Source organism: Halomonas sp. A3H3, assembly GCF_000982975.1.
Taxonomy (GTDB): Bacteria; Pseudomonadota; Gammaproteobacteria; order Pseudomonadales; family Halomonadaceae; genus Vreelandella; species Vreelandella titanicae.
Window position 1 is genome coordinate 4,844,171 of the sequence record NZ_HG423343.1, and the last position, 26,274, is coordinate 4,870,444.

Sequence of the window (26,274 nt, forward strand, 5' to 3'; positions counted from 1 at the left end):
ATGAGCTATCAACTCGAAAACACCCAGCGCGGTGAAAAGTACAACACCATTTTTAGCAAAGTTTCACCGGCCAAGCGGCGTAACCGTACTGCCCGTGCACACTGGCGCTCACGTATCCTGCTTGGCCTTTATCTGGCGCTGATGATTCTGCCCATTTACTGGCTGATCAATATGTCGCTCCAGACCAATAGCGAAATTCTGGGCTCCATGACGCTGTGGCCCCAGAACCTTACTTTTGATAACTACATCGGCATCTTCACCAACTCAAGCTGGTACATGGGCTACGTCAACTCGATGCTCTATGTAGCGATGAATATGCTGATTACCATCTGCGTCGCGCTACCCGCCGCTTACGCCTTCAGCCGCTACACCTTTATTGGCGACAAGCATCTGTTTTTCTGGCTGCTGACCAACCTAATGGCGCCACCTGCAGTATTTCTGCTGCCCTACTTCCAGCTCTACTACTCGGTAGGCCTGTTCGATACTCACATCGCCGTCGCGCTGGCTCACTGCCTGTTCAATATCCCCCTCGCTATCTGGATTTTAGAAGGCTTTATGAGCAGCGTGCCCAAGGAGATCGACGAAACCGCCTATATCGACGGCTATAGCTTTCCGCGCTTTTTCGTCAAGATTTTTATCCCCATGATCCGCTCAGGCATTGGCGTCACGCTGTTCTTCCTGTTCATGTTCTCCTGGGTGGAGCTGTTGCTGGCCCGCACGTTGACAGCCACTGACGCCCAGCCCATTGGCATGATCATGACGCGCACATCGACTGCTTCTGGGATTGACTGGGGCACTTTGGCCGCCGCCGGTGTACTCACCATCATTCCCGGCATTCTGGTGGTCTACTTCGTTCGTAACCATATCGCCAAGGGCTTTGCCCTGGGCCGTACCTGAGGAGATCTCACTATGTCTTGGATGGTATGGACAGTGCCCACCGCCATATTCTTTTCATCCATTGCGGCCATGCTGGCAGGCATGACGGTATGGGAGATCATGTCGCCCACTGTTGAACGCAAAGGTTTTTTACCCATTGCCACCACTCGCGGGGATCGGCTGTTTATCGGCCTGCTCTCCGCAGCCTTTATCCATTTGGGCGTGATCGGCTTTACGTCACTCTCCATTTGGATAGCACTAGCGGTATCAGCCGTATGGCTGCTGGTTTTAATGCGCTGGGGATAGCCCTTGGGGAAATGCCATCAGCGTTTAATCGGTATCAAGGACGGCCAAGCCATCAAGGAAGAACACAACAAAACGAGGTCAACATGCAAAAGCACGACAATAAATCCAAACTGACTAAATTCAAACTGACAACCCTCGCCGCCAGCTTGTTGCTGGCGTCGGGAACGCTGTCAGCGCAAGAGCAGGATACCCGTGCCATCGCTGAACGCTTGGTCGACGAGCACTTCCAGAACTCAACCCTGAGCCGCGAAGAGCAGATCGAAGAGCTGATGTGGTTTGCCAACGCTGCCGAGCCTTTCCGCGGCATGGATATTCAAACCGTGGCTGAAGGCCTCACGACTCACGTTTATGAAAGTGAAGTGCTTGCAGAAGCCTTTAGTGAGCTGACCGGCATTAACCTGACCCACAACATCATCGGTGAAGGTGATGTGGTGGACACCATGCAGAATCAGATGCAGTCGGGTAACAGCATCTACGATGGCTTCGTCAATGACACCGACTCCATCGGCACGCATATTCGTTATGGCACCACCATCAACCTGTCTGAAGCGATGGAGAACGAGTGGGCCGACTATACGTTGCCCACCCTGGATTTAGACGACTTTATTGGACTGCAGTACGGCACCGGGCCAGATGGCAGCCTCTTTCAACTGCCCACCCAACAGTTCGCTAACCTCTACTGGTTCCGCTATGACTGGTTTACCGACCCTGAGCTGATGGCACAGTTCGAAGAGGTCTACGGCTACCCTCTTGGCGTTCCCACTAACTGGACGGCCTATCAAGATATCGCCGAGTTCTTTACCGAGCATGTCGGCGAAATAGATGGCACCAAGGTGTATGGCCATATGGATTACGGCCGCCGCGATCCGTCACTGGGCTGGCGCTTCCACGACTCCTGGCTCTCCATGGCAGGTATGGGCAGCCCCGGCGTCCCTTCCGGCAACCCGGTGGATGACTGGGGTATCCGCGTCAACGAAGATAGCCAGCCAGTAGGCGCAAGCGTAAGCCGCGGCGGCGCTACTAACTCACCGGCCTCGGTATTTGCCATGCAAAAAGCCGTCGATTGGCTGCGTGACTATGCCCCTCCTGAAGCACAGGGCATGACCTTTGGTGAGGCTGGCCCGGTACCTGCGCAGGGACACATTGCCCAGCAGATTTTCTGGTACACCGCCTTTACTGCCGACATGACCGACCCTGCAGTCGCAGTGACCGATGACGAAGGCAACCCGCTATGGCGCATGGCTCCATCCCCCACCGGCCCTTACTGGGAAGAGGGTATGAAGGTCGGCTACCAAGATGTAGGCGCCTGGACGTTCTTCGATTCAACGCCGGAAGATCGTCGCACCGCGGCGTGGCTGTTCGGCCAGTTCACCGTGTCTAAAACGGTGTCTTTGGAAAAACTGATGCACGGTCTAACGCCGATTCGTGAATCTGACATCTTCTCTGAGCAGATGACCGAGATGGCCCCCAAATTAGGCGGCCTGGTGGAGTTCTACCGCAGCCCCAACGAGTCGAACTGGACGCCTACCGGCACCAATGTGCCTGACTACCCACGCATGGCCCCACTGTGGTGGCAAAACCTGGCGCCTGTCATGAGTGGTGAAGTCACGCCTCAGGAAGGCTTGGACAAACTGGCGTCGGATATGGACAGCACCATGCATCGCCTAGCCAGGGCCAACGTCTTCGACAGCTATGCGCCCGTGCTCAATGAAGAGCAGGATCCGCAATACTGGCTGGATCAGGAAGGCGCACCCAAAGCCAAGCTGGACAATGAAATGCCCCAAGGCACCACCGTTCCTTATGACGAAATGATGGAAGCCTGGATGGCAGCCGGTACGCGCCAAGAGTAATCACGCGTAACGCTTGCAGGGTGGGCAACCGCCCTGCAAGGGTTTCATTGGCGGCAGGCCATAGCACAAGAGAAAACACCCAGGGCACCAGGGCTATTTATTTGTTAATTGGATCCGCTATGAAACTGCGAAATCGAAATATAGAAAAATTACCTACCGAGACCTTTGATGCCCTGATTATAGGGGGCGGTATCAATGGCGCGGCCACTGCGGCGGCGCTGGCTGGAAAAGGCGCTAAAGTCGCACTGATTGATCGCGGCGACTTCGCTGGCAGCACCAGCATGCACTCCTCCAACTTAGTTTGGGGAGGCATTAAATACATGGAAAGCAAGGATTTTGCACTGGTTCGAAAATTGTGCAAAAGCCGCAATCACTTGATAAAGAGTTACCCCTCTACCGTGCAGGAGATTCGTTTCCTGACCACTATTTCGAAAGGTTTCCGCCACTCACCACGCTACCTATGGGCGGGCACCTGGCTTTACTGGCTGATGGGCAACGGCTTCACTAAACTGCCACGCCTGCTTTCGCCTAACAAGATTAAGCAGCAAGAACCCATTATCGATATTGAGGACGCCGTTGGCGGCTTCGAGTACTCCGACGCCTACCTCCACGATAATGACGCACGCTTTGTGTTCAACTTTGTGCGCCACGCGCTTAACTATGGAGCAATTGCCGCCAACTACGTCGAGTCACTCGGCGCCGAACGGGTCGGCGACCTATGGGTGACCAAAGCGCACAACGTGATGGATGGCAGCACCTTCGATATTCATGCCAAGGTATTAATCAACGCTGCTGGCCCCTGGGTAGATCAGCATAACGAGCTGACCGGCCAAAAGACTACCCATCATCACCTCTACTCCAAGGGCATTCACCTCATCGTTCCACAGCTAACCGATTCACAGCGGGTGTTGGCATTTTTTGCCGACGATGGAAGGCTGTTCTTCGTCATTCCCATGGGCAATCGCACCTGTATCGGCACTACCGATACCCATATGGAGCATCCAGAGGTAGACGTTACTGCTGACGATATCGCCTTTGTGCTGGAAAATATCAATAAACGCCTAACGCTAGATCAACCGCTCACACAAGACGACATTATCTCGACACGCTGTGGCGTAAGGCCTTTAGCCATCAAAGATGATCAGGGCAGTGACCGAGACTTTTTACAGCTTTCTCGCAAGCATGTGGTCGATACCAACATTGAGAGTGCGCATATCAGCATCTTTGGTGGAAAACTTACCGACTGTTTGAACGTAGGGGATGAGATTGCCGAAGATATAAGCCGCCTGGGCGTTTCACTTTCAGACCCCAACTTTCGGTGGTACGGGGAACCTGCCAAGCCCGTGAAACAGCAGTTTATGGATCAAGCCAAGCGTATGAACCTAGATGCCATGACCGCCTCTACGTCATCGGAGCTGCTCTCCTCTCGGCTGTGGCGGCGCTATGCCGATCAAGCCATACCGATGCTGGAGAAAATTCGTCAGGATCCCGCTCAGGGCGAAATCCTCATTGAAGGCACTGAGTACATCCGTTGTGAAATTGAGCATGCCCGCGACCACGAGATGATCACCCAGCTTGAGGACTTCCTGCGCCGCCGCGCCAAAGTTTCTCTGGTGGTACCTCATGAGCAGTTACGCCATTCCACAGGTTTAAAGGAAGCGTGTCGGGTACTGTTTGGTGACGACGCTGAAAATCGATTTAGCCAGTACTTCGAACAAAATCGCGATACTGCACTTCCGCCGACATCGACAGCGGTTTAGCATAAAAAAGCCCCCTCACCGAAGTGAGGGGGCTCAAACAATCAATAAGCGCGTCTTGCCCTACTCTTCGTCTTCAATTCGCATTTGAGAGTCCCCTGAGAGCACTTCATCCCAAGCTTCTTCCAGTGTGCAGCCTGAGCGGCTATCCACTGTGTCGATGACCTCAACGGCATGCTGCAGTGATTCACGGTTGCCCTTCAGTGCCACAACAAGTCTAGCGAGATCTTGTTTGCTGAAAGTGCTGGCGATGCTGTCGGCTTGTTGGCTCAGTTCGATGCAGTTCATTAGTAATACCTCATGGTATGGTCATCCGCTGCTTAACCGACTATCGGTTAAAAAAAGCAGCCATCTTAGTTAACGACGTATGGTGACGTTGCTACTCATGCTGGGCCGGATAAGTGCCCAGTTCGGCAACTGCGAAACGGTCACAAGCTTTGCAAGACCTTCGCCTTTAGCGCTCGGGTAATACTGAAGCGCTATGGTTCTGTAGCAGAGATCAGGGCAGTGACTCGGGATAACGAAGCACCCTCCTGATCCATGGCTTCACTATGGTTCACTGCAACAAAACCCACAATGCATCATTGGCAGCAGGGGGGGTTGTAACTCGACTACATAAACACTCATTAAGTGTTAAGTGTGTTAAAGACTTTCATGAGGGGCGCTAAAAGCGAAGAAAGGCGGCCAATGGTTTAATTGGCCGCCGCATTATAAAGAATCGAAAGAGTTAATAGATAGTGTGCTTAAGTAGGGGGCTAAATCGTTATTACCTAAGGCGTAGAGCGCACGCGCGAAACCGCATCCAACCAGCCTTGATAGAGCTGCTCGCGAGTGGTCTCCTCCATAGCAGGCATAAAGCTCTTCTCACAGCGCCACAGCTGCTCAATCTCTTCGAGGGTTTGATACCAACCTAAACGCAACCCGGCTAAGTAAGCAGCCCCCAGCGCGGTGGTTTCCAAAATCGTAGGGCGATCCACCTGGACACCCAGCATATCGGCAAGAAACTGCATCACCCAGCTGTTCTTCACCATGCCACCGTCGACGCGCAAAGTGCCTGGTGCGGCCTCCATGTCGTCGTTCATACAGTGCTGGAGGTCTCGGGTTTGATAGCACACCGCTTGCAGGCCAGCGGCGACTATTTCAGCGATACCGGTATCGCGAGTTAACCCAAAAATAGCGCCGCGGGCTTTGGGATCCCAGTGTGGAGCGCCCAAGCCGGTAAAGGCGGGCACCAGATAAACGCTGTGGCCACTGCGGGTCTCCTGGGCCAAGGCCTCCGTCTCTGACGCATCGGCAAACAGGTTCAAGCCGTCACGTAACCACTGCACCGTCGCCCCCGCCACGAAAATACTGCCCTCCATGGCATAGGTCGGCTTTCCATTAAGCCGGTAGCCAATGGTGGTCAACAGGCGATTGCGCGACAGCGAGGGCGTTTCGCCGGTATTCACAATCATAAAACAGCCTGTGCCATAGGTGCTTTTACCCATCCCCGGTTGAAAGCACGCCTGCCCCACTAAAGCAGCCTGCTGATCCCCCGCTACCCCAGCAATGGGGAGCGCGGCACCCAGCCAGTACGCTTCGGTGGTGCCAAAATCATCGCTGGAGTCTTTCACTTCGGGCAATAAATTGGCGGGAATATTAAACAGCGCCAGCAGCTCTTCATCCCACTCCTGAGTATGGATATTAAACAACGCTGTACGCGAAGCATTGGTGGCATCGGTCACGTGCTGCTGACCGCCTGTCAGCCGCCAGATTAAAAAGCTATCTACCGTTCCAAATGCCAACTCGCCCTGCTCGGCGCGCTCCCGAGCACCCTCAACGTTGTCCAGTACCCAACCAAGCTTGGTGGCTGAAAAGTAGGGATCAATCAATAGGCCCGTTTTAGCTTGAACGGTATCGGTATAGCCTTGATCGCGCAGTGACTGGCATAAATCTGAGGTGCGGCGATCCTGCCAAACGATGGCGTTATAGAGTGGCTTACCCGTTTTCCGATCCCACAGAATAGTGGTTTCCCGCTGGTTGGTAATGCCGATCCCGGCTATTTGGTCGGCGGAAACTTCAGCGTTACGCATCACATCTCGGCAAGTCGCCACCACGGTTTCCCAAATGTCTTCGGGGTTGTGCTCAATCCATCCGTCGTGGGGGAAGTGCTGAGTGAATTCTTGCTGGGCAACAGCGGCCACCTGGCCTTGGCGGTCAAACAGAATGGCGCGAGAACTGGTGGTACCTTGATCAATGGCGAGTATAAAAGAGGACATATCGAGTTCGCTTTGTTGTATTATCTTTCGATTTTGTATGATTGAAAACCTCTGATTAACGCGATGAGCGCAGGCCAGACAAGGCAAAAATCAACGAAAAAGCGGAGTTTACGGGGTGTAAATGAGCATTTTGAGGCGATTTTTAACGCTGTATGGCCAAGCGCAATAGTTAATCAGAGGTTTCCACGTTTTCGCTTTATTATCATCCAAGGCTACTCTAGCCGCCCAAAATGCTCAAGGCTGAAACTACCTCATTAAGCAATGTAGAGCGCCACATCGTGTTGCGTCAGCAAGCGCTGAATCGCGTCTGGGGGTTTGCGGTCGGTAAATAGCGCATCCAGCTGTTCCAGGTTACCTTGCCGAACAACCGGGTTACGGTGAAATTTAGAGTAGTCCGCCGCCAGATAGATGCGCCTGGAATTGGCGATAATCGCCTGAGCAACGCGCACTTCCTGGTAATCAAACTCCAGCAGTGAGCCATCCTCATCGATACCGCTGATGCCGATAATGCCGTAGTCCACTTTGAACTGATTGATAAAGTCGATCGTTGCTTCACCGATAATGCCGCCGTCCCGGGAGCGCACCTGACCGCCGGCGATAATCACGGTGAAATCCTCTTTATGTTGCAGGATAGCGGCAACATTTAAATTATTGGTAATGATCTCAAGGCCCTGGTGCTCTAACAGCGCTTGAGCAATCACTTCATTGCTGGTGCCGATATTAATAAACAGAGAGGAGTGATTCGGGATGTGCTGTGCTAAACAGCGGGCAATGCGCTCCTTTTCTTCCAGATGCAGTGTCTTGCGCGTGCTGTAGGCGGTATTGACTGTACTCGACTCGATTCCTACTCCGCCATGCACCCGCCTCACCCGGCCCTCATTGGCCAGGGTATTTAAGTCGCGACGGATGGTTTGTGGTGTCACGGCAAAATGATCGGTGAGCTGCTCAATACTCATATAGCCGTGCTGACGAACCAGCTCGACAATGGCATCCTGACGAAATTGTTGATTCATAAGCCCGGCCTGTTCGATTTTTATTGATATCTGAACATAATCTAGCAAAATTTTCGAAACCTAATAGCACTATTCATACAATTCCGCAGGTGCCAAACCGACAGACCAAGCGGCGACCTCGCCTATTAAAGCGGCCACACCCATAGGATCATTGGGATAGCAACCACCAGCACCACCAGTGATAGCGGCAAGCCCAGTTTCCAATAATCACCAAAGCGGTAGCCGCCAGGCCCAAGCACCAGCGTATTGGATTGGTGCCCAATAGGGGTTAAAAACGCACAGGAAGCGCTAACAGCTACGACCATCAAAAACGGATCCAGTGAGACGTCAAAGCCATTGGCTAAGCTCACCGCAATCGGTGCCATCAGTAGCGCAGCCGCCGCATTGTTAACCACATTGGAGAGCAGCATAGAGAGTAAAAACAGCCCTATCATGGTCACCACCACCGGCCAATCGCTGCCAAAACTGAGCAGCGCGTTAGCAATCAAATCTGCACCTCCACTGGTTTCTAATGCTTCGCCCACGGGAATCATCGCCGCGAGCAGCACTATGACGGGGCCATCAATGGCCTGATACCCTTCCCGGAGTGGTAACACGCCAATCAGGAGCGAAATCAGTGCCGCACTACTCATGGCCACCGCTGCGGGGAGTAGATCAAACAGCATGGCGACGATTGCCAAGGCAAAAATAGCAATCGACATAGCAAGTTTGCGTGGCTGCCCCAGATGCAGTTCACGGCTAGCCAGGGGTAGACACCCAAGCGAGGCCAGGCTATCTGACATCTCGTTTTCACTGCCCTGGAGGAGCAAAACATCACCGTTTTTAAAACGAATATCCCGCAACCGCTGCTTCAAGCGCCCGCCATCCCGTGCGACAGCCACCAAGTGCAGGCCAAACTGATGGTTTAAGCGTAGCTGGCGTACGCTGCGGTTAATCATCATTGAGTCGTTACGCACCACGGCCTCGATCAGTTGCAGGCCCTCGGTATCCACGGGCTGTCGATCCTGCGCAGAATCTTTCTTATTCACAGGATCCTTATCACTCTCCGTAGGCTCAGCATCCTCCGCCTCAGGGTCTTCCTCCAACTCTGCAATCGCGCTTAGCCCTACTTTGTCTTCCAGCATTTGAAGCTCATCAGGCCCTGCTTCTAATAGCAGAATATCGCCCTCTTCCAGTGCGCCGTGGAAGTTATAGCCTGCACGGCGGTTGTCATCACGCACCACCGCTAACACGGGAATGGTTTCGTCCAGTTCGTCGCGCAACTGTTGTAGCGTTAAGCCTTTGGCTTTCGACTCTTCACCCACTTTCAATTCGACTAAATAGTTGGCGGTATCGAACATTTCATCCGTAGAGGCCTGGCCGCTACGCTTGGGCGTCAAGCGCCAGCCCACCAGAACAATAAAGGCCAGCCCCGCCAGCGCAACTACGATGCCAACAGGCGAGAAGCTAAACATACTAAATGCTTCATCTGTCACATCACGGCGATAACTGGAAATAATGATATTGGGTGGGGTACCAATCATCGTGGTCAGGCCGCCGAGCAGAGAGCCAAACGCCAGGGGCATAAGCAGTAAGGAAGGCGAGGTGTTGTGTTCGCGGGCAAGCCGCATAGCTACCGGTAGCAGCAGTGCCAGGGCGCCCACATTATTCATAATACCTGACAGCACAACAATGGTACCCACCAGCACCAGGAGTTGGAGCAGCAGGTTTTCCCCCACTTTAAGCACTTGGTTGGCAATAATATCGACCACGCCCGAGCGCTCAAACCCTCGGCTAAGCACCAGTACAGCGGCCACGGTAATCACCGCCGGATGGCCGAAACCGGCGAAAGCGCTTTCGGCCGGCACAAGCCCCAGCATGACCGAACCCAACAACGCTGCCAGCGCCACTAAGTCATAACGAAAGCGTCCCCATATAAACGCGGCGAGCGTTAGCCCAAGTACGATAAACACCAGTGTGCTAGGTGTAAGCGTTAACCCGCCAAGATCCAATGCTTCAATACTTACGTTTTCAATACCGGAGCCCTCAGCGCTTGAGCCCTCAACACTTATGTCCTCAGCCGACATCCTTTTCCCACTCCCTTGCTGGCGTTTGAAAGTTCACCATGCGATTGATGCAAAACACGCTTTAACATGACTATTTCTTCTGCACATTAGACGTTTACTATACAGAGGTATAGACCCTGCATACGCAAAGCCTATAAACACATAGCCAAAAGGGACAAAAGCTCGGCAAAGCCGAGCTTCATATCGGTAGTGTAATGAAGGGTAAAGCGGGCTAATAAAAGCGCTTACTTTTGGCGCTCAACAATAATGTGAGCATCAACAATCTTATAGCGATGCGTGCAGCCTTTGAGATATAGGAAACTTCACGGGGCCCTGGCCAACCGCTTCAGGCTGCCCCTGCTGCTGCTCTCAAAGCTCTATCGTCGGATAAAACGAATTCGCTACGGCAAAAGAATAGTTGAGCCCGTGGTCTTGCGGCTTTGCAGGGCGTCTTGGGCTTTGCCAGCTTCTGCAAGTGGGTAGCGGTTGGCGATATCAATGTTGACCTTACCGCTTTCAATCATGGCGAAAAACTCTTCGCACATCATCTCCAAACGCTCGCGGGTGTCGGCGTAGCCATTCAGGCTGGGGCGGGTCACGTAAAGTGCGCCCTTCTGATTCAGAATGCCGATATTAACGCCCTCCACCGGGCCAGACGCGTTGCCAAAGCTGACCATCAGACCACGGGGCTTCAGGCAGTCCAGTGACATTTCCCAGGTGTCTTTACCCACCGAGTCATACACCACATCGCACATATCGCCGTTGGTAAGCTCGCGTACGCGCTCTACCACGTTCTCTTCGCTGTAATTAATTGTCGCCCAGGCACCGTTGGCCATGGCTAGATTCGCTTTTTCCTGTGAACTGACTGTGCCGATCAGCTTAACGCCTAACGACTTCGCCCACTGGCAGGCAATCGAACCTACCCCGCCCGCTGCGGCGTGAAATAGAATGGTTTCGCCACCTTTTAGTTCATAGGTTTGGCGAAGCAGATACTGCACGGTAAGGCCCTTGAGCATACTCGCCGCTGCGGTGTCGAAATCAACGAAGTCGGGTAGCTTGACCACTTTAGCCGCTGGCAGCGTATGCAGTTCAGCATAGGCGCCCAACGGGCCTTGGGCATAGGCCACGCGATCGCCAACCTGAAGGTGTGTGACTCCTTCGCCAACCGCATCGACCACGCCTGCACCTTCGGTGCCTAGACCAGAAGGCATGGAAGGGGTTGGATAGAGCCCGGTACGAAAATAGATGTCGATAAAATTAAGGCCAACGGCTTTATTAGCAATACGTACTTCACCCTGGCCAGGTTCAGCAGGGGTAACGTCGACCAGTTCAAGTACCTCAGAACCGCCGGTGCGGGCAAATTGAATACGCTGAGACATTAGGACTCCTTATTGTGTAATTCGGCTATTATTCGAGTTGATACGCCATCTCTGAATAATGCTAAGCATGGCAACAGGTGCTGCTATACAAGCGCGTCATGGCATTTAAATCAAGCTAGCACGCTAGCGTATTTTTACCCACTAGAACGCGAGGCAATGCAATCCTGCTGTCATGCGCCCATGCTAGTATTAGCGCTTCTTTATCGTCTAAGGCTTAGAGATTTGTCATGACGCATCCCGCTATTCAACTCCCCGCGCTGATTGCCCACCGCGGCTACTCCGCCGCTGCCCCTGAAAACACCCTCGCCGCGGTGCGCGCCGCCTATGAAGCGGGAGCCACATGGGTAGAGCTGGATGTGCAGCTACTGGGTGATGGCACCCCGGTGATTTGGCACGACGGCGATGTAGCACGCTGCTCAAACGGACGGGGCGGACTCGCCTCCATGAGCTGGGCGAAGGCGCAAACCCTGGATGCCGGGGCTTGGTTTGACGATCGTTTTGCGGGTGAGAAGATGCCTAGTCTCAGCGAGATGTTGGCACTGCTTAACGAGCTGGAAATGGGCGCCAATATGGAAATCAAGGTCAACAAAGGCCGCGACCCCATCGCGCTGGTGGAACGCGCGCTGCCGGAAATGCTCGACACTCTCCCCCCCGAGCGCTTGATTATCTCCTCCTTCAATGCCGCGGCTCTTGGCCACTGCCGTCAATTTGCCAGCAAAGAACGGCTGGCCCTGGGTGTGCTGTTCGGTAGCGTGCCCAAAAGTTGGCATGAGCAGTGCGAGGCCATTGAGGCTTTTAGCGTGCACCCCCACTGGCCGCGTTTGAAGCGCGCCCAAGCCGACGCTATGCAGCGCGATGGCTATCAAATATTGTGCTATACCGCCAATGACCCCAGTGCCTTTCATAGCCGCTGGGAGTGGGGCATCGGCAGTGTCATCACCGATGAACCCGCCGCGTTCAAGCGCTTTTTAGACAGCCATTGATAAACTCTAACAACTTATAAGTTCACACACTGACAAGGAGTCCACCGTGAAGTACCTAGGAGCCCATGTGAGCGCCGCTGGCGGCGCAGACCAAGCCGTGCAGCGAGCAGTGGAAATCGGTGCGGATGCGTTTGCGCTATTCACCAAAAATCAGCGTCAATGGAAAGGTAAACCGCTCACCGATGAGGCGATTCAAGCCTTTCGCGATGCCTGTGCCGAGCACAACTTTTCTGCAGAGCAGATTTTGCCCCACGACAGCTATCTGATTAATCTGGGTCACCCCGAGCAGGAAGGGCTGCGCAAATCCCGCGATGCGTTTCTGGATGAGATGCAGCGCTGCGAGCAGTTGGGGCTGACGCTGCTTAATTTTCACCCTGGCAGCCATTTGAACAAAATCAGCGAAAGCGACTGCTTAAAGCGTATTGCAGAATCCGTTAACGAAGCGCTAACGCATACCCAAGGCGTTACCGCAGTCATTGAAAATACCGCTGGCCAAGGCACTAACCTGGGTTGGCGCTTCGAGCATTTGGCCGAGATCATTGCCCACGTGGACGATAAAACTCGCGTGGGGGTGTGTATTGACACCTGCCACGCCTTTGCGGCGGGCTATGATCTACGCACGACAGAGGCCACCCAAGCAACGCTTGATGAGCTAGACAGCGTGGTCGGCTTTGAGTATCTGCGCGGCATGCATTTAAACGATGCCAAAAGCAACCTTGCCAGCCGCGTGGATCGCCACCATAGCCTGGGTAAAGGCAATATTGGCCTACCTGCCTTTACCACCATCATGCAGGAACCACGGATTAACGGCATTCCAATGATACTGGAGACCATCGAACCCGAGATATGGGCCGATGAAATAGCTTGGCTACGCGCTCAAGCCTCCTGAAGTGGATACAAAGAGTCAGCCTACGATTCAGCGGTTTTTGCACGCCCGGTAATGCTTGCCTACGCTTAAACTCCTTTACCCAAGCCCCAGCCTACGTAAGGAGTGTGTAATGAGCGATACCGATCTTGGCAGTTTAGATGCCCAGACCCTAGCTCACTTGTTTGCAAGCCGAGAGGCCTCCCCGCTAGAAGCGACTCGTGCCGCTCTTGATCGAACCGAGCGCTTCAACCCAGACGTTAACGCCTATGTGTATGTAGATGCTGAAGGTGCGGAATCGGCGGCCAAAGCCTCGGCGCGGCGCTGGGGGCAAGGCAAGCCGCTAAGCCCCATCGACGGGGTGCCGGTATCGCTTAAAGACCTGACCCAAGTGGCAGGCATGCCCTGCCGAGAAGGCTCGTTAACCTCTTCTGAAGCGCTATGTGACACCGATGCGCCACCCGCACGCATGCTGCGTGAAGCAGGCGCCGTCATTTTAGGTAAAACCAACACGCCCGAATTTGGCTGGAAAGCCGTGACCGATAACCGTGTCTTCGGTGCCACGGCTAACCCCTGGGATACTCGGTTAACCCCCGGCGGTTCTTCCGGCGGGGCCGCCGCTGCTGCGGCACTCAATATGGGGGTACTGCACCAGGGCGGCGACTCCGGCGGATCCATACGTATCCCCGCGGCGTTCACCGGTGTTTTTGGCTTCAAACCCACATTTGGCTGGACGCCCCAATGGCCTCCAGCTAAAGAACCCAGCCTATCGCACCTGGGGCCGTTAACGCACACCGTGCGGGATGCGGTTAGCATGCTCAATGTGATGGGCCGTTACGACTACCGTGACCCTTACGCCACCCGCGGGCAGCCCGAGTGCTGGGGGATGGATTTGGATAAAGGTTTAACCGGACTACGGATTGGCTACTCGGCTGATCTTGGCTACGCCAAGGTAGATCCACAGGTTGCCGAACGCGTGTGAGAAGCAGCCGGCAGACTGGAGGCGTTGGGCGCTGAAATCGTCGAAGTGCATCCCGGCTTTTCGTCACCGCTGGATACCTTCCGTAAGCTGTGGTTTACCGCCTCTTTAGAGCAGTGGTCACAAATGGATGATCACCAGCGTACGCTGCTGGATCCCGGCATGGTGGCCAATGCCCGTGAGGCCGAACCCTGGAAAGCCGTTGAACTGTTTCGTGCCTTGGCAGATCGTGCGGAGTTAACCCAGCTCCTGGAGCACTTTAACCAAGAGTATCATCTACTGATGACCCCCTCGGTGGCGATACCGCCGTTTGAAATTAACCAGGAAGTTCCCCTCAGCAGCGATATGCGGGACTGGGAAGAGTGGGCGCCCTTTAGCTATCCTTTTAACCTTAGCCAGCAGCCCGCCGCGTCAGTGCCCTGTGGTTTTACCGATAACGGTTTACCGGTGGGTTTTCAGCTTGCGGGTGGCAAGTATGATGATGTGCGGGTACTGCGTGCCTGCCACGCCTACATGGAAGCGCACCCGCCGCGCTTTCCCAGCGTACCCAACCCCGCCCAGTATGCTTGACAGCTGGGCTGCATAAACTGAGCCGCATGAAAAAGCTCAGCCAAGCATAACGCTCGGCTGGGCTTTAGCGGTCAATTAGGAGCATTACATCGCCGAGAGTTTCTCTTGGTCTAACACGCCAGACATACGCACCATAGCCAGCGCTTCGTCCAAGCTGCCCATCTCTTCGATCATCACTAACTCGCTCTCCAAACTCACCGGCTGACCGGCTGTTTCAGAGAGCAGTTTTTCAAGAGAGGCTATATCCATAGCGTCGTCTAATTGGTGAACATCTACTGAGGCGCTGTTGCGGCCCGGCAAATAGATGGTGCCATTAGAGAAATCCACGGCGTAGGCAATTACTCCGGGTACAATAAAAAACAGCAAGCCGACACCATTGGCGACAGCAATAACCGGATCAATATCACCGCTCAATTGCCCTTTACGCTCAGGGTGAAAAAGCGTACCACAACCACTCAATGACACGATGGAAACGCCAACCACGGCGCCGGTCAACCAGCGACGAACTGCTTGATGCATGAAGGTTCCCTCAAACAAAATAGTAACGATAGTCGAAATAGCATATTGAGCTTTCGTTTTTTGCCGACTATCGCGCCATAAAACTTGCTCAGTCTAGCACAACCATCCAAAAGCATAGATCAATTGAACATAAGCACTATTTTGCCGCTTTAACCGCTAGGCCGTACAATGGCCCCATTCAACGCCTCCAAGCACTTTTTCAAGAATTCAGTTTCAAAAACCAGTCTTAAAAAAACTTAAGGAATGCTCACGCCCATGCGCGCCAGCCAATTACTGATTGCCACACTCAAAGAAACTCCGGCTGACGCCGAAGTCATTAGCCACCAGCTAATGCTCCGTGCCGGGATGATTCGCCGTTTAACCTCAGGGCTATACACTTGGCTGCCCCTTGGCCTGCGCACACTGCGCAAGGTGGAAGCCATTGTGCGCGAAGAGATGAACCGTGCCGGTGCTCAAGAGGTACTGATGCCCGCCGTGCAGCCCGCTGAGCTTTGGCAGGAGTCTGGCCGTTGGGAGCAGTATGGCCCCGAGCTGTTACGCCTGAAAGATCGCCACGACCGCGACTACTGCGTCGGCCCGACCCACGAAGAAGTGATCACCGACCTGGTGCGCAAAGAGATTGCCAGCTATAAACAGCTGCCGGTCAATTTCTATCAGATTCAGACCAAGTTCCGTGACGAGATTCGCCCACGCTTTGGGGTAATGCGCTCCCGCGAGTTCATCATGAAGGATGCTTACTCCTTCCACCTGGATGAAGCCTCGCTGAAGCAGACCTACCAGGATATGTACGACGCCTACACACGCATTTTCACGCGGCTGGGCCTCGACTTTCGCCCGGTAATTGCCGACAACGGCTCTATCGGCGGCACCGGCTCCCATGAATTCCACGTACTGGCCGACTCGGGCGAAGACGATATCGTATTCTCCAACGCCTCCGAGTACGCCGCAAACATGGAAAAGGCCGAAGCCTTGCCTGCCCCAGTGGGCAGCGATATACAGCGCGAAGCACCTACCCAAGAGATGCATCTGGTAGATACACCTAATGCCAAGACCATTGCCGCCCTGGTTGAGCAGTTTGATCTGCCGATCGAGAAAACGGTCAAGACCCTCATCGTACGTGCCGCTGAAGGTGGCCTGATTGCCCTATTGGTGCGCGGTGATCATGAGCTGAACGAGGTAAAAGCAGAGAACCTTCCCCAAGTGGCGGCCCCGCTGACCATGGGCAGCGAAGAAGAAATTCGCGCAGCAGTTGGTGCAGGCTTTGGCTCGCTTGGCCCGGTGAACCTTGATATGCCCATTATTGCCGACCGCAGCGTTGCCCTGATGAGCGACTTTGGCGCGGGTGCCAATATTGAAGGCAAACACTATTTCGGCATTAACTGGGAGCGTGATGTTGCCCTTCCCGAGGTGGCCGACCTACGCAATGTGGTGGAAGGCGACCCTTCTCCCGACGGTCAAGGCACGCTCTCTATCAAGCGCGGCATCGAGGTTGGCCACGTCTTCCAGCTTGGCCAAAAGTACTCCCAGGCCATGAACGCCAACGTACTGGGCGACAACGGCAAAACCAGCCATCCTTGGATGGGTTGCTACGGCATCGGCGTGACCCGTGTGGTCGCCGCGGCCATTGAGCAGAACCACGATGAATCCGGCATTATCTGGCCTAACGCTATTGCGCCCTTCCAGGTGGCACTGGTGCCGATGAATGCACACAAATCCCAGCGTGTTCGCGAAGAGTCTGAACGTCTTTACCAAGCACTCACCGCCGCTGGCTTAGACGTCTTGCTGGATGACCGAGACACCCGGCCCGGCGTTAAATTTGCCGACTTGGAGCTGATGGGCGTTCCTCACCGCCTGGTAATCGGCGACCGCGGCCTGGACAACAGCGAACTGGAATATAAAGGACGTCGGGATAGCGAAGCCACCATGGTGCCTGCAGATCACATCATCGATTTTTTGCGTGAGAAAGCGAGTAGCTAAGACCGCAACGCTTTGCGGAGTCTTGCCGAGCGGCGCTGGACTTGTCACCACAAGCCCAGTGGCCGCTCAGCCGTTGCCGCAACGACTGCGATGGCAGTTTGGGCGAAACGTGGTACCCGGAGCGGGTATTGCAAGCATAGCGGAGTACCTGGCGTCAGGCAGCATTGCGTTAAGTGTTGGCCTACCGTTAAGCCAAACACATGACTTTCTTGCATAATCCATCCACTATTAAGTTTAATACTGCACGGGCTAACTAAGAGCCAGCTTAATACGGGATGCCGACCTCAATGCCAAAGCCAACACGACTGCGTCACCCTTTTATGGGTTTTGTCAGTGTATACCCACTCCCGCTATTGGCACTGGCGGTTATCAGCCTACTTATCCCCACCGCTAATGCCGCTCAGATAACCGTCAGCAGTAGTGATGGCCAACCCCTTGCGGATGCAGTTGTTGAGGTTTACTACGATTCGGCGGCGGCCAATCCTCCTCAGGAAGAGAGCATCTATCAGCGGGGTGCTGCCTTTCACCCCAAGGTACTCGCCGTACCGACCGGCAGCTATGTGGCATTTCCCAACCAAGACACCACCCGCCACCACGTCTACTCTTTTTCACCGGCCAAAACCTTTGATTTAAACCTCTACTTGCAAGAAACACCGCCACCGGTTCACTTCGACCAAGCAGGGGTTGTCGTCTTAGGGTGTAATATTCACGACCATATGCAGGCGTTTATTGTAGTCAGCGATGCCCCCTACTCGGCGATAACGGGCGCCGAAGGCATGCTTTCCCTGCCCATGCTGCCAGCTGGTGAGCATCGTGTGCGCGTGTGGCACCCGCAACTTGATGACAGCCAGCAAGTTTGGTGGGAAGGTATCATTACCGACAGCGACCAGTTGGAAGTCAATTTAGAACTCAACGCACTGCCACCTCCAGCGCCAACCCTCTCTCCCCTTCAGCAGCGATTTAAAGATGCTACTTAAGACCCTAGCAGGGTTCAGAAGGTGGAACTCAACCACTTAGTGAGGTTGCTATGCGCTTTAGAACGCGCCTAATGCTCGTACTATTGACAGTGGTTATTGTCTCGCAACTCGCTACCGGGGTGGCGTTTCTTCGTGCGACCCAAAACGACGTCATTGCAAAAGGCTCCCAACGTTTAGAAGTGGGTGCCAATGTATTGGAACAACTGCTGGACGCACGCGGTGAGCAGTTAGCTAATAACGTCGCCATTCTTGCCGATGACTTCGGTTTTAAAAGCGCCGTTTCCACCCAGGACACCGATACGCTCTACTCCGTATTGGCCAACCATGGTGATCGAGCCAAGGCGGATATCGTGTTACTCAGCGGCCTGGATGGGCGTATTTTGGCAAGCAGCCATCACGCGCAAAATAGCCCAATGCCTTTCCCGCAGTTGTTCGATCGAGCCAGCCAAGAAGGCGAAGCTGTTAGCGTCGTCATCGCCGAAGGGCAGCCGTACGAGTTTGCCCTGCTGCCAGTGCGTGCCCCCAACCTGATTGGCTGGGTGGGTATGGGCTTTTTAATCAATGAAGCGGTCACGGAAGAGATTAATGTATTAACCGGGTTGGACATCAGCGTAGTCAACTATCGCGACAACGGCGAGATCAGCTACCTTGCCAGTTCTCATCCCGAGCAGCTGGCCCTGGAATTAATGAGCGGGCGTGACGATGAGCTAATCGAAGGTGAATATGCCTTACACAGCCAGATGACGCCGGATGCCGAGTACCTGACCTACGCGTCTCAGCTCTATTCCGATGACGTCAACCAGACCTATGCGTTGTTACAACTCTCACGCAACGAGCTGCTTGGCGCTTACCGCTCGCTGCAGTGGCAACTGCTGGGAATCATTGCTTTGATCCTGCTGTTTACCGTGCTGATTGCTATGTGGAGCGCCCGGAGTATGAGCAAACCGTTAATGGAGTTGGCGAAGGCGGCACAGCGCATTGGGCGCGGAGAGCGTTTCACTGAGTTACCGATCGGTACTGAGCGCAGCGAAACCGGGCTTTTAGCGTCGACGCTACTGGCCATGCAGGAGGGTATCGCTCAGCGTGAGTCCACTCTTCATCATCAGTCCCGTCACGACTTACTTACCGACCTGCCCAATCGCATCAGCGCCCAGGAAGATATCAGCCTTTTGATCAAACGCGGCGAGCCGTTTACCCTTCTGCGCCTGGCGATTAACAACTTTCGCGACATTAATGACACCTTCGGCTACGCGCTGGGGGATCACGTGCTGGTCACCCTGGCCAAACGCTTGCAGCACTTTGATGGCTCGGAGAGCACAGCCTACCGGATTGATGGTGATGAGCTGCTACTACTCGTCAAGCAGTCAAGAAGCGACTTTGCCTGGCGTACCCGACTGTTCACTACGCTGCATCACCCTATCGATCTTGATAAATCACCCATCACACCCTCACTTTCAGCAGGGGAAACCAACTACCCCGACCATGGCGACAGCCCACAATTGTTGCTGCGGCGATCCGATATAGCGCTGGATATGGCACGCCGTCACCGGCACCACCACCAACGCTACCTGGAGGGTCAGGATGAGCACCATTTGCGCCAGCTCACCCTGATTCGCGATCTACAGGATGCGGTGGGCAACGGTGAACTGTGGATGGCCTACCAGCCCAAAGTAGACACCCGTAACGGCCGTGTCGATCAGTGCGAAGCGTTGATGCGCTGGCGTCACCCGTCGTTAGGTTTTGTGCCACCCGATGAGTTTATTAGCTTGGCCGAGCGTTCGGGAAGCATCAGCATGCTTAGCCACTGGATGTTAGCCAATGTCTGCGCTCAACTGCATGCTTGGCAGCAGCATGGTTACCACTTATCGGTAGCAGTTAATCTCTCCGCCAGTGATGTGGTGGATCGCCAATTAGCTGCTTATTTGGCTAGCCTGCTTGAGCGCTATCGTCTTGCCCCTGCCCGCCTGAGTATCGAAGTCACTGAAAGTGCCGTTATGCAGGACGTTGATGCCGCCATGGCCACGTTGATGGAGCTCAACCAACTAGGGCTGCGTATCGCGATTGACGATTACGGCACCGGCTACTCTTCCCTAGCGCAAATCAAACGCTTGCCCGTGGATGAACTCAAGATCGATAAATCGTTCGTGTTGGCCATTGATTCCCAAAAAGATGACTTGACGATTGTCAGCTCGACCATCGAAATGGGCCACAGCTTAGGACTGCGCTTAGTGGCCGAAGGCGTCGAGAATCGCGCCAGCGCCGAGCTGTTAAGCAAGCTTGGCTGTGACTTTTTACAGGGCTATTGGATTGCTAAACCAATGCCAGCTGATGAACTCCCCGCCTGGTTGGATAATTTTACGCCGCTCTCCTTGCCCCACCCGATGTCTTCCTTACTAAAGGCGTTCCAGAGAAAGCCATGATGTTATTTCAATCTATATTTTCACCATCCAGTTCACCCTTTCGGCACTTTTTTTTCAGCTGCCTTGCGGTCTGTTTAGCGCTTGCGGCCATGCCCTCCTATGCCGGTAGCCGTATTGTAAGTACGGGCGGAGTGAGTGCTATTGAAGGGGCCGCGGGGGGTGGCTTATCGCCTTGGGCAGTGCTGGCCAGCACCGCCAGCGAACAGGAAATCGGCGTCACTGCCGCCGCTACCCGTGCCTGGGTGGACGATTATCGGCTAACAGTGACCGGCGCAAGCCTGAATGTTTATGACCGTATTGAAGTCTCAGTGGCGCGTCAAACGCTTGATCTAGACACCCTGGGTGGCGAGCTAGGCCAGGATATTTACGGTGCTAAGGTGCGCTTGCTCGGTGATGTGCTCTATCACCCTTGGGGCATTTGGAGTGTTGGGATGCAACATAAACGACTGGTTGATGGCACCATTCCCACCGCCCTCGGTGCCGATAAAACAAGCGGTACCGATATGTATCTTAGCGCCAGCAAGTTGCTGTTTAGCGCTGTTGCCGGGCGCAATATGCTATTCAACGCCACCCTGCGCAATACCAATGCCAACCAGGGCGGTCTGCTTGGCTTTGGCGGCGATCAGAGTAGCCGCTCGTGGATGGCCGAGGGGAGCGTGGGCGTTTTTATTACCCCGCAATGGGTTGTCGGTGCAGAGTATCGCCAGAAACCCGATAACCTAAGCGTAGTTAAAGAGGATGATTGGCAAAGTCTCTACAGTGCCTACTTCTTCAATAAGCACTTATCACTCACGGGCGCGTGGTTGAACTTAGGCGACATTGCCGGCCTACCTTCCCAACGCGGCGGCTATCTTTCACTTCAGGCAGCTTTCTAAGCGGGGCGCTATGAGCTTTCCACACAAATACAAGCGGACACACCGTGGTTTAATAACGGTTATTTTTGCAACAATCGCAATTACGCTCGCAGGCTGCACTCATCAGTCAGCCACTCAATCAACAACGCTTTACGAACGGCTTGGCGGTCAGGGCACTATCGACACGGTGGTCGAGAATCTCTTATACCGAATTGCGGATGATCCCGAAGTAGTGGTGTTTTTTGCTAACACCAATATCGATTTATTTGCTGAATCCCTGGCCAGCCAGCTATGCGATGTAAGCGATGGCCCCTGCCACTATGAAGGCCCGCCGATGGATCGTGCTCATCAACATATGGGGCTAACAGATGCACATTTTAATCGCTTGGTGGAACATCTCGATGCGGCTATGCAGGCGGAGGGTATTGCCCTTGGCGCACGTAATGAACTGCTGGGCAGACTCGCCCCTATGTACACAGACGTTATGCGTCTTCAGTAACCTGCCAACCGTCACGGCCCATCGCTTTTACCCGGTAGAGTGCTTTGTCGGCGGCTTCGTAAGCGTAGGGAAACGTTGCTTCATCGGCTACAAAACAGCTCCCGCCAACGCTTAACGTCACGCCTTTTTTATCCGGATGGGCAGAGTGGGCAAAACCAGCTTCCCGCAGCCCTTCAATTAGCTGACGGCAGTAACGCTTCAGCGTGTCGGTGTTCGGGCAGTGAAGTAGTGCCGCGAACTCATCGCCTCCCAAGCGGTAGAGCTGCGCTTCATCATTCAGCGTTTCACCAATCAATGTGGCCAATTGGCGCAAAAGGGTATCGCCTTGCGGATGCCCGTAGGCATCGTTGTACTGTTTAAAAAAGTCTATATCGACCAGAATCAGCCCCAGCGACTGGTGCTGCTGCACCAACACATCCTGATGCAAAGCGCTGCGATTACCGATCCCGGTGAGCGGGTCGCGCATGGCGCGTTTCATCCACTCGAAGGTCTCTTGAGTGGCACGATCAGTGCGTCTTAGCTGGCGCTCATGGAGCCACCAAAACGCCAATCCCATCACAAAGATCAATAAACTGGAGTAGGTCAGCACCTGACTATGCTGACGGGTGCTTTCGGAAAAATCGTTAATCGCTGCGCCCCGACGATCAAGCTGATCCATCTCAATATGGGTTAAGCATTGAATCGGTGCGAACAACGCCATCGCCGCAGCGATACGGTCAATGCCCCGCGCCGCGAGCAGCGCCACCAGCCGATCCAACTCCTTCAAACTAGGCTCAACGCAGGTATATTCACGCCGATAAATGTGCACATCGGCTAAGCCGTAGGCCAGGTCAATATCCAAGGCTGCGGCATCCCGCGCATCTTGCTCTGCCTGGTCACTCAATAGCTCGGATTGGGCATTTTGTAGGTAGACCCGTGCCCGAGTAGAAAGCTGCTGACCTGTAAGGCTCCCCGTCTGGCTGAAATAAGCCTGTATTTCGGGGTATACCCAGCGCGATTCATAAACAATCAACACCATAAGTGCCAAAAAGCTCATCAAGCTCAATGATAACCACGTAAAATAGCGGTGCTGGCGAGCTAAAGGCCGGGGACGAACTGTGGGCTGCGCGACGGGCCTAGTTTTGGATGTCACCACTTCGCCTCTATGCTACGAATCATCCAGATCCAGTCATTGAACTCACGCAGGTTTTCTACGTCGCGATCACCCTTGCCCTGATTATTGTAGTCACGCTCTACCAGCCGCACAGGGCCTCGCGTACGGATGGTGAGCGGATCGCCATCCTCAGAGCTAATCAGGTACCAGTTAGGGTCGTCCCACCCTTCTAAGGTAACCTCGTAGTCGTCCCAAGCGGTAAAGTGAAGCGCCGGGGGCACTTCGCCAAACTGTTCAATCAGAAAGGTGCGAAACTCGACGCCCTGCATCTCCACATCGCGCCCTTGATAGGGGTCATAGAGTGTAAACGTCGTATCAGACATGTCGTGCAAGTCACTTAAAGCGACCTTTTGAGTGACATCGCCGTTGATCATATTTACTGCCTGGGCAAAGGCAGTCGCGGGAAGTATTATGCCCACGACAATTAACGCGCACGCTAACCGATCACGTACACGACCCCACGGGCTGTGGTGTAAGGCAACTGCGTTCATGACAAAGCATCCTAGTGTAGTCATTGCTTCAATGGACTTTACCAGAGCACGCCTTGCATTGCTCATTAACGCACGCTATGCGATTGCAACTTTTCAGCACATTTCAGGCAAAAAAAAAGCCAGCCCATGGTGGGCTGGCAACAGGAGGTTTACTGCGATAGCAAACCCCCTCCCCTGACAAGGTTTACATGAGGTGGGAAAGCTACTTTTTACGCTCATCTTTACGTAGATGATCACGAATCACGAAGCCCACCCACCCCAGCATAAAAACGATCACTAACGCGACGGTCACTAAGCCGAAAATAACTGTGTCATCCCAATACATGGTGAATCCCCCCGCCGTGATGTATGCGTTCATACTAGCCACTCAACGGCAGAAGAATGCTGACCTAGATCAAGTTACGGACGGCGGGCGTAAGCGGTTAAACAGGAAATTGATACTGATCAATTTTTGGGCGTGATTAGCACTACAGCACCTTGCGGTCTTCGACTTTACTGTGTTCGGTACCTGGTGGTAACGGATGGCCTTTGGCTAATTCTGCACGGGTAGCTTCGCGTACGTCTAAAATGGTGACTTTATAGTTCAGCGTGCGCCCGGCCAGGGGGTGATTGGTATCGACGGTGACGCGGTCGCCATCGACTTTGAGTACCGTAACAATTTGCGGCCCGGCTTCGCCCTCAGTTTGAAAGCGGCTGCCCGGTTCCAACTCAGCGTTACCAAAAGAGCCACGGCTGACTTCTTGCACCAAATCTTCGTTACGCACACCGTAGGCATCCGCGGGCATTAGTTGAACGCTGAGCTCGGCACCAACGGTTTGACCTGCTAGTGCACTCTCCAACCCTGGCACGATATTGTCGTGGCCATGCAAATACTCTAGCGGCTTATTGCGCGCCTGGGAGTCATCCAATACCTGCTTGCTGCCATCGTTGAGCACGTCGCTGAGGACATAGTGCAAGGTAACTACCTGATGCGCCGTAATCGACATGGAAAACTCCTCTCCGGTAAGCTGTCGGTTTTGTGATAGAACTTCGCGATAGAACTTTGTGATAGCACTTTGCGATAAATACACTGCCTCAGTTTATCACTTGGCCGTTGCCAGCGTCTTTCCACCAGGAGTAGCGTTTAATGTTAAACCCCACCCCCCAGCGCACTTGGCTTGCTGCGCTGGCTATTTATTGTCGTGCCCCCGTTATTACCATGCTGTTTTTGGGTTTTTCTGCAGGCCTACCCTTTTTATTAGTGTTTTCAACACTCTCCGCCTGGCTGCGTAGCGACGGCGTGGAGGTAGCGGCAATTGGCTTTTTTGCCTGGATTGGCATGCTCTACTCGATCAAGTTTTTCTGGGCGCCGGTAGTAGACCGGTTAGCGCTCCCGATTTTGACCCGCGCCTTCGGCCAGCGCCGCGGTTGGATGCTGTTAGCCCAGGGGTTGATCGTTGCAGGGTTAGTGGGGCTGGCCGGTTTGAGCCCAGTGGGTAATCTCGGCTGGGTGGCCCTCTTTGCCCTGCTGGTGGCGTTTGGTTCAGCGACGCAAGATATCGCTATCGATGCCTATCGCATTGAGTCCGCCGATGACGATGTTCAGGCCGCCATGGCCTCGACCTATATTATTGGCTATCGCGGTGGCTTACTTGCCGCCGGTGCCGGCGCGCTGTATATCGCGGCCTCTGCCTCTTGGGATGCGGCCTACCTGAGCATGGCGGCGCTAATGGGCATTGGCGTTCTCACCGTGCTGCTGCGCCCTGAACCGAAGCGCGCTTCGCTTTCTATTCAACTTATCCATGAGCCTAAGGTACGGGCGTTTATTCGCGCCAGCCGCGGTAAGCCCAAACTGTTACGCCGCCTGGGTGCCTGGAGCATTGGTGCGCTGGTCTGTCCGTTTACCGACTTTTTTCGCCGCTATGGAGTGAAAGCGCTGTGGATTTTGGTGTTTATTGCCGTATTTAGAATCAGCGATTTGGCCATGGCCTCCATGGCCAACCCGCTGTATATCGACCTGGGCTTTTCGCTGGCAGAGATTGCTAACGTGACCAATATATTCGGCATTGCGATGAGCATTACCGGTGGAATTCTAGGCGGGCTATGCGTGGCGCGCTACGGCATTGGCCCGCTGCTGATCTTCGGCGCGGGGTTGGTGATGGTAACTAACCTGCTGTTTGCCGTGCTTGCCGTGGTGGGTAATCAGTTGCCCATGCTGGTGGTGACGATTATCGGCGATAACCTTGCCAATGGCTTAGCCAGTGCGGTGTTTATCGCCTTTCTTTCCAGTCTCACATCACGCGCCTATACTGCAACGCAGTACGCGCTGTTCTCATCACTAATGACGCTGCCAGGAAAGTTTTTGAGCGGTTTTGGTGGGCTGGTCGTAACCTCTCAGGGCTACCCAAGCTTCTTTGTCATCGCAACGTTATTGGGCCTTCCCGCCATTATCTTGGCAATTTGGATCAGCCGAGACAAGCAGTTAGTACCTACCCCCAAGCCTGCTTAAGCAGGCTTGAAGGTT

General features: G+C 54.1%; 24 protein-coding genes. 14 read left to right on the plus strand and 10 right to left on the minus strand.

Annotated elements, in window-relative coordinates; translation table 11 throughout:
• The 4 genes from HALA3H3_RS22010 to HALA3H3_RS22025 all read left to right on the plus strand — a co-directional run bounded on the left by HALA3H3_RS22010 (position 1) and on the right by HALA3H3_RS22025 (position 4,792).
• Positions 1-897, plus strand: coding sequence for a carbohydrate ABC transporter permease (locus HALA3H3_RS22010; RefSeq protein WP_008956663.1), 897 nt, complete (start codon positions 1-3; stop codon positions 895-897).
• Between the two features lie 12 nt (positions 898-909).
• Positions 910-1,182, plus strand: a complete 273-nt coding sequence (locus HALA3H3_RS22015) for a DUF2160 domain-containing protein (RefSeq protein ID WP_022523709.1) — start codon at positions 910-912, stop codon at positions 1,180-1,182.
• 83 nt (positions 1,183-1,265) lie between these two features.
• A complete protein-coding gene (locus HALA3H3_RS22020) occupies positions 1,266-3,032 on the plus strand; it encodes an ABC transporter substrate-binding protein (protein ID WP_022523710.1) in 1,767 nt (588 codons plus the stop codon).
• A gap of 119 nt (positions 3,033-3,151) precedes the next feature.
• Positions 3,152-4,792 (plus strand): glycerol-3-phosphate dehydrogenase/oxidase, encoded by a 1,641-nt coding sequence (locus tag HALA3H3_RS22025; protein WP_022523711.1) that lies wholly within the window; start codon positions 3,152-3,154, stop codon positions 4,790-4,792.
• A gap of 60 nt (positions 4,793-4,852) precedes the next feature.
• Here HALA3H3_RS22025 and HALA3H3_RS22030 read toward each other — a convergent pair whose 3' ends face one another.
• The 5 genes from HALA3H3_RS22030 to HALA3H3_RS22050 all read right to left on the minus strand — a co-directional run bounded on the left by HALA3H3_RS22030 (position 4,853) and on the right by HALA3H3_RS22050 (position 11,484).
• A complete protein-coding gene (locus HALA3H3_RS22030; protein ID WP_022523712.1) occupies positions 4,853-5,077 on the minus strand; it encodes a hypothetical protein in 225 nt (74 codons plus the stop codon).
• 482 nt (positions 5,078-5,559) lie between these two features.
• Positions 5,560-7,047: a glycerol kinase GlpK gene (gene glpK / locus HALA3H3_RS22035; protein WP_022523713.1), complete on the minus strand. Its 1,488-nt coding sequence runs from the start codon at positions 7,045-7,047 to the stop codon at positions 5,560-5,562.
• A gap of 254 nt (positions 7,048-7,301) precedes the next feature.
• The gene (locus HALA3H3_RS22040) at positions 7,302-8,060 is read right to left on the minus strand and encodes a DeoR/GlpR family transcriptional regulator (RefSeq protein WP_022523714.1); all 759 of its coding nucleotides are present in this window, start codon (positions 8,058-8,060) and stop codon (positions 7,302-7,304) included.
• Positions 8,061-8,185: 125 nt separating this feature from the next.
• Positions 8,186-10,126, minus strand: a complete 1,941-nt coding sequence (locus HALA3H3_RS22045; RefSeq protein WP_022523715.1) for an SLC13 family permease — start codon at positions 10,124-10,126, stop codon at positions 8,186-8,188.
• A 380-nt stretch (positions 10,127-10,506) separates the two neighbouring features.
• Positions 10,507-11,484, minus strand: coding sequence for an NADPH:quinone reductase (locus tag HALA3H3_RS22050; RefSeq protein WP_022523716.1), 978 nt, complete (start codon positions 11,482-11,484; stop codon positions 10,507-10,509).
• A 227-nt stretch (positions 11,485-11,711) separates the two neighbouring features.
• On the opposite strand from HALA3H3_RS22050, the gene HALA3H3_RS22055 reads away from it, so the two are divergent.
• The 4 genes from HALA3H3_RS22055 (at position 11,712) to HALA3H3_RS27520 (ending at position 14,881) form a co-directional block, all read left to right on the plus strand.
• Positions 11,712-12,467, plus strand: a complete 756-nt coding sequence (locus HALA3H3_RS22055) for a glycerophosphodiester phosphodiesterase family protein (RefSeq protein WP_022523717.1) — start codon at positions 11,712-11,714, stop codon at positions 12,465-12,467.
• A 46-nt stretch (positions 12,468-12,513) separates the two neighbouring features.
• Positions 12,514-13,356: a deoxyribonuclease IV gene (gene nfo, locus HALA3H3_RS22060; RefSeq protein ID WP_009286506.1), complete on the plus strand. Its 843-nt coding sequence runs from the start codon at positions 12,514-12,516 to the stop codon at positions 13,354-13,356.
• 109 nt (positions 13,357-13,465) lie between these two features.
• Positions 13,466-14,314 (plus strand): amidase family protein, encoded by an 849-nt coding sequence (locus HALA3H3_RS27515; protein ID WP_022523718.1) that lies wholly within the window; start codon positions 13,466-13,468, stop codon positions 14,312-14,314.
• 24 nt (positions 14,315-14,338) lie between these two features.
• Positions 14,339-14,881 carry an amidase family protein gene (locus HALA3H3_RS27520; RefSeq protein ID WP_022523719.1) on the plus strand — a complete coding sequence of 181 codons (543 nt, stop codon included), beginning with the start codon at positions 14,339-14,341 and terminating at the stop codon, positions 14,879-14,881.
• 84 nt (positions 14,882-14,965) lie between these two features.
• Here the strand turns inward: HALA3H3_RS27520 and HALA3H3_RS22070 are convergent, their stop codons facing one another.
• Positions 14,966-15,400: a hypothetical protein gene (locus HALA3H3_RS22070; protein WP_022523720.1), complete on the minus strand. Its 435-nt coding sequence runs from the start codon at positions 15,398-15,400 to the stop codon at positions 14,966-14,968.
• Positions 15,401-15,655: 255 nt separating this feature from the next.
• Here HALA3H3_RS22070 and HALA3H3_RS22075 point away from each other — a divergent pair, with 255 nt between their 5' ends.
• The 5 genes from HALA3H3_RS22075 (at position 15,656) to HALA3H3_RS22095 (ending at position 22,127) form a co-directional block, all read left to right on the plus strand.
• Positions 15,656-17,377, plus strand: coding sequence for a proline--tRNA ligase (locus HALA3H3_RS22075; protein ID WP_022523721.1), 1,722 nt, complete (start codon positions 15,656-15,658; stop codon positions 17,375-17,377).
• 287 nt (positions 17,378-17,664) lie between these two features.
• On the plus strand, positions 17,665-18,354 hold the full coding sequence (locus tag HALA3H3_RS22080; RefSeq protein WP_022523722.1) for a cupredoxin domain-containing protein: 690 nt from the start codon (positions 17,665-17,667) through the stop codon (positions 18,352-18,354).
• Positions 18,355-18,404: 50 nt separating this feature from the next.
• Entirely contained in the window at positions 18,405-20,774 is a 2,370-nt protein-coding gene (locus HALA3H3_RS22085; RefSeq protein WP_022523723.1) for a bifunctional diguanylate cyclase/phosphodiesterase, read from the plus strand.
• 131 nt (positions 20,775-20,905) lie between these two features.
• Complete coding sequence (locus HALA3H3_RS22090; protein WP_238326103.1) at positions 20,906-21,649, plus strand: DUF3034 family protein; 744 nt, start codon at positions 20,906-20,908, stop codon at positions 21,647-21,649.
• A 10-nt stretch (positions 21,650-21,659) separates the two neighbouring features.
• Complete coding sequence (locus tag HALA3H3_RS22095; RefSeq protein WP_022523725.1) at positions 21,660-22,127, plus strand: group I truncated hemoglobin; 468 nt, start codon at positions 21,660-21,662, stop codon at positions 22,125-22,127.
• Here HALA3H3_RS22095 and HALA3H3_RS22100 read toward each other — a convergent pair.
• The 4 genes from HALA3H3_RS22100 to HALA3H3_RS22110 form a co-directional block, all read right to left on the minus strand.
• On the minus strand, positions 22,111-23,163 hold the full coding sequence (locus HALA3H3_RS22100) for a GGDEF domain-containing protein (RefSeq protein ID WP_053857069.1): 1,053 nt from the start codon (positions 23,161-23,163) through the stop codon (positions 22,111-22,113). The genes HALA3H3_RS22095 and HALA3H3_RS22100 overlap by 17 nt on opposite strands.
• 92 nt (positions 23,164-23,255) lie before the next feature.
• Complete coding sequence (locus HALA3H3_RS27525; protein WP_022523727.1) at positions 23,256-23,771, minus strand: hypothetical protein; 516 nt, start codon at positions 23,769-23,771, stop codon at positions 23,256-23,258.
• 202 nt (positions 23,772-23,973) lie between these two features.
• Entirely contained in the window at positions 23,974-24,129 is a 156-nt protein-coding gene (ccoM, locus tag HALA3H3_RS26970) for a cytochrome c oxidase subunit CcoM (protein WP_022523728.1), read from the minus strand.
• 109 nt (positions 24,130-24,238) lie between these two features.
• The gene (locus tag HALA3H3_RS22110) at positions 24,239-24,757 is read right to left on the minus strand and encodes an FKBP-type peptidyl-prolyl cis-trans isomerase (RefSeq protein WP_022523729.1); all 519 of its coding nucleotides are present in this window, start codon (positions 24,755-24,757) and stop codon (positions 24,239-24,241) included.
• Positions 24,758-24,897: 140 nt separating this feature from the next.
• Here HALA3H3_RS22110 and HALA3H3_RS22115 point away from each other — a divergent pair, with 140 nt between their 5' ends.
• Positions 24,898-26,259, plus strand: a complete 1,362-nt coding sequence (locus HALA3H3_RS22115; RefSeq protein ID WP_022523730.1) for an AmpG family muropeptide MFS transporter — start codon at positions 24,898-24,900, stop codon at positions 26,257-26,259.
• The last annotated feature ends 15 nt before the right edge of the window (positions 26,260-26,274 follow it).

Excerpts from the sequence above, each read along its gene's own strand:
- HALA3H3_RS22010 (WP_008956663.1), top strand. The coding sequence starts at position 1 with ATGAGCTATCAACTCGAAAACACCCAGCGCGGTGAAAAGTACAACACC.
- HALA3H3_RS22015 (WP_022523709.1), top strand. The coding sequence starts at position 910 with ATGTCTTGGATGGTATGGACAGTGCCCACCGCCATATTCTTTTCATCC.
- HALA3H3_RS22020 (WP_022523710.1), top strand. The coding sequence starts at position 1,266 with ATGCAAAAGCACGACAATAAATCCAAACTGACTAAATTCAAACTGACA.
- HALA3H3_RS22025 (WP_022523711.1), top strand. The coding sequence starts at position 3,152 with ATGAAACTGCGAAATCGAAATATAGAAAAATTACCTACCGAGACCTTT.
- HALA3H3_RS22030 (WP_022523712.1), bottom strand. The coding sequence starts at position 5,077 with ATGAACTGCATCGAACTGAGCCAACAAGCCGACAGCATCGCCAGCACT.
- glpK (WP_022523713.1), bottom strand. The coding sequence starts at position 7,047 with ATGTCCTCTTTTATACTCGCCATTGATCAAGGTACCACCAGTTCTCGC.
- HALA3H3_RS22040 (WP_022523714.1), bottom strand. The coding sequence starts at position 8,060 with ATGAATCAACAATTTCGTCAGGATGCCATTGTCGAGCTGGTTCGTCAG.
- HALA3H3_RS22045 (WP_022523715.1), bottom strand. The coding sequence starts at position 10,126 with ATGTCGGCTGAGGACATAAGTGTTGAGGGCTCAAGCGCTGAGGGCTCC.
- HALA3H3_RS22050 (WP_022523716.1), bottom strand. The coding sequence starts at position 11,484 with ATGTCTCAGCGTATTCAATTTGCCCGCACCGGCGGTTCTGAGGTACTT.
- HALA3H3_RS22055 (WP_022523717.1), top strand. The coding sequence starts at position 11,712 with ATGACGCATCCCGCTATTCAACTCCCCGCGCTGATTGCCCACCGCGGC.
- HALA3H3_RS27515 (WP_022523718.1), top strand. The coding sequence starts at position 13,466 with ATGAGCGATACCGATCTTGGCAGTTTAGATGCCCAGACCCTAGCTCAC.
- HALA3H3_RS22070 (WP_022523720.1), bottom strand. The coding sequence starts at position 15,400 with ATGCATCAAGCAGTTCGTCGCTGGTTGACCGGCGCCGTGGTTGGCGTT.
- HALA3H3_RS22075 (WP_022523721.1), top strand. The coding sequence starts at position 15,656 with ATGCGCGCCAGCCAATTACTGATTGCCACACTCAAAGAAACTCCGGCT.
- HALA3H3_RS22080 (WP_022523722.1), top strand. The coding sequence starts at position 17,665 with ATGCCAAAGCCAACACGACTGCGTCACCCTTTTATGGGTTTTGTCAGT.
- HALA3H3_RS22085 (WP_022523723.1), top strand. The coding sequence starts at position 18,405 with ATGCGCTTTAGAACGCGCCTAATGCTCGTACTATTGACAGTGGTTATT.
- HALA3H3_RS22095 (WP_022523725.1), top strand. The coding sequence starts at position 21,660 with ATGAGCTTTCCACACAAATACAAGCGGACACACCGTGGTTTAATAACG.
- HALA3H3_RS22100 (WP_053857069.1), bottom strand. The coding sequence starts at position 23,163 with ATGAGCTTTTTGGCACTTATGGTGTTGATTGTTTATGAATCGCGCTGG.
- HALA3H3_RS27525 (WP_022523727.1), bottom strand. The coding sequence starts at position 23,771 with ATGAACGCAGTTGCCTTACACCACAGCCCGTGGGGTCGTGTACGTGAT.
- ccoM (WP_022523728.1), bottom strand. The coding sequence starts at position 24,129 with ATGAACGCATACATCACGGCGGGGGGATTCACCATGTATTGGGATGAC.
- HALA3H3_RS22110 (WP_022523729.1), bottom strand. The coding sequence starts at position 24,757 with ATGTCGATTACGGCGCATCAGGTAGTTACCTTGCACTATGTCCTCAGC.
- HALA3H3_RS22115 (WP_022523730.1), top strand. The coding sequence starts at position 24,898 with ATGTTAAACCCCACCCCCCAGCGCACTTGGCTTGCTGCGCTGGCTATT.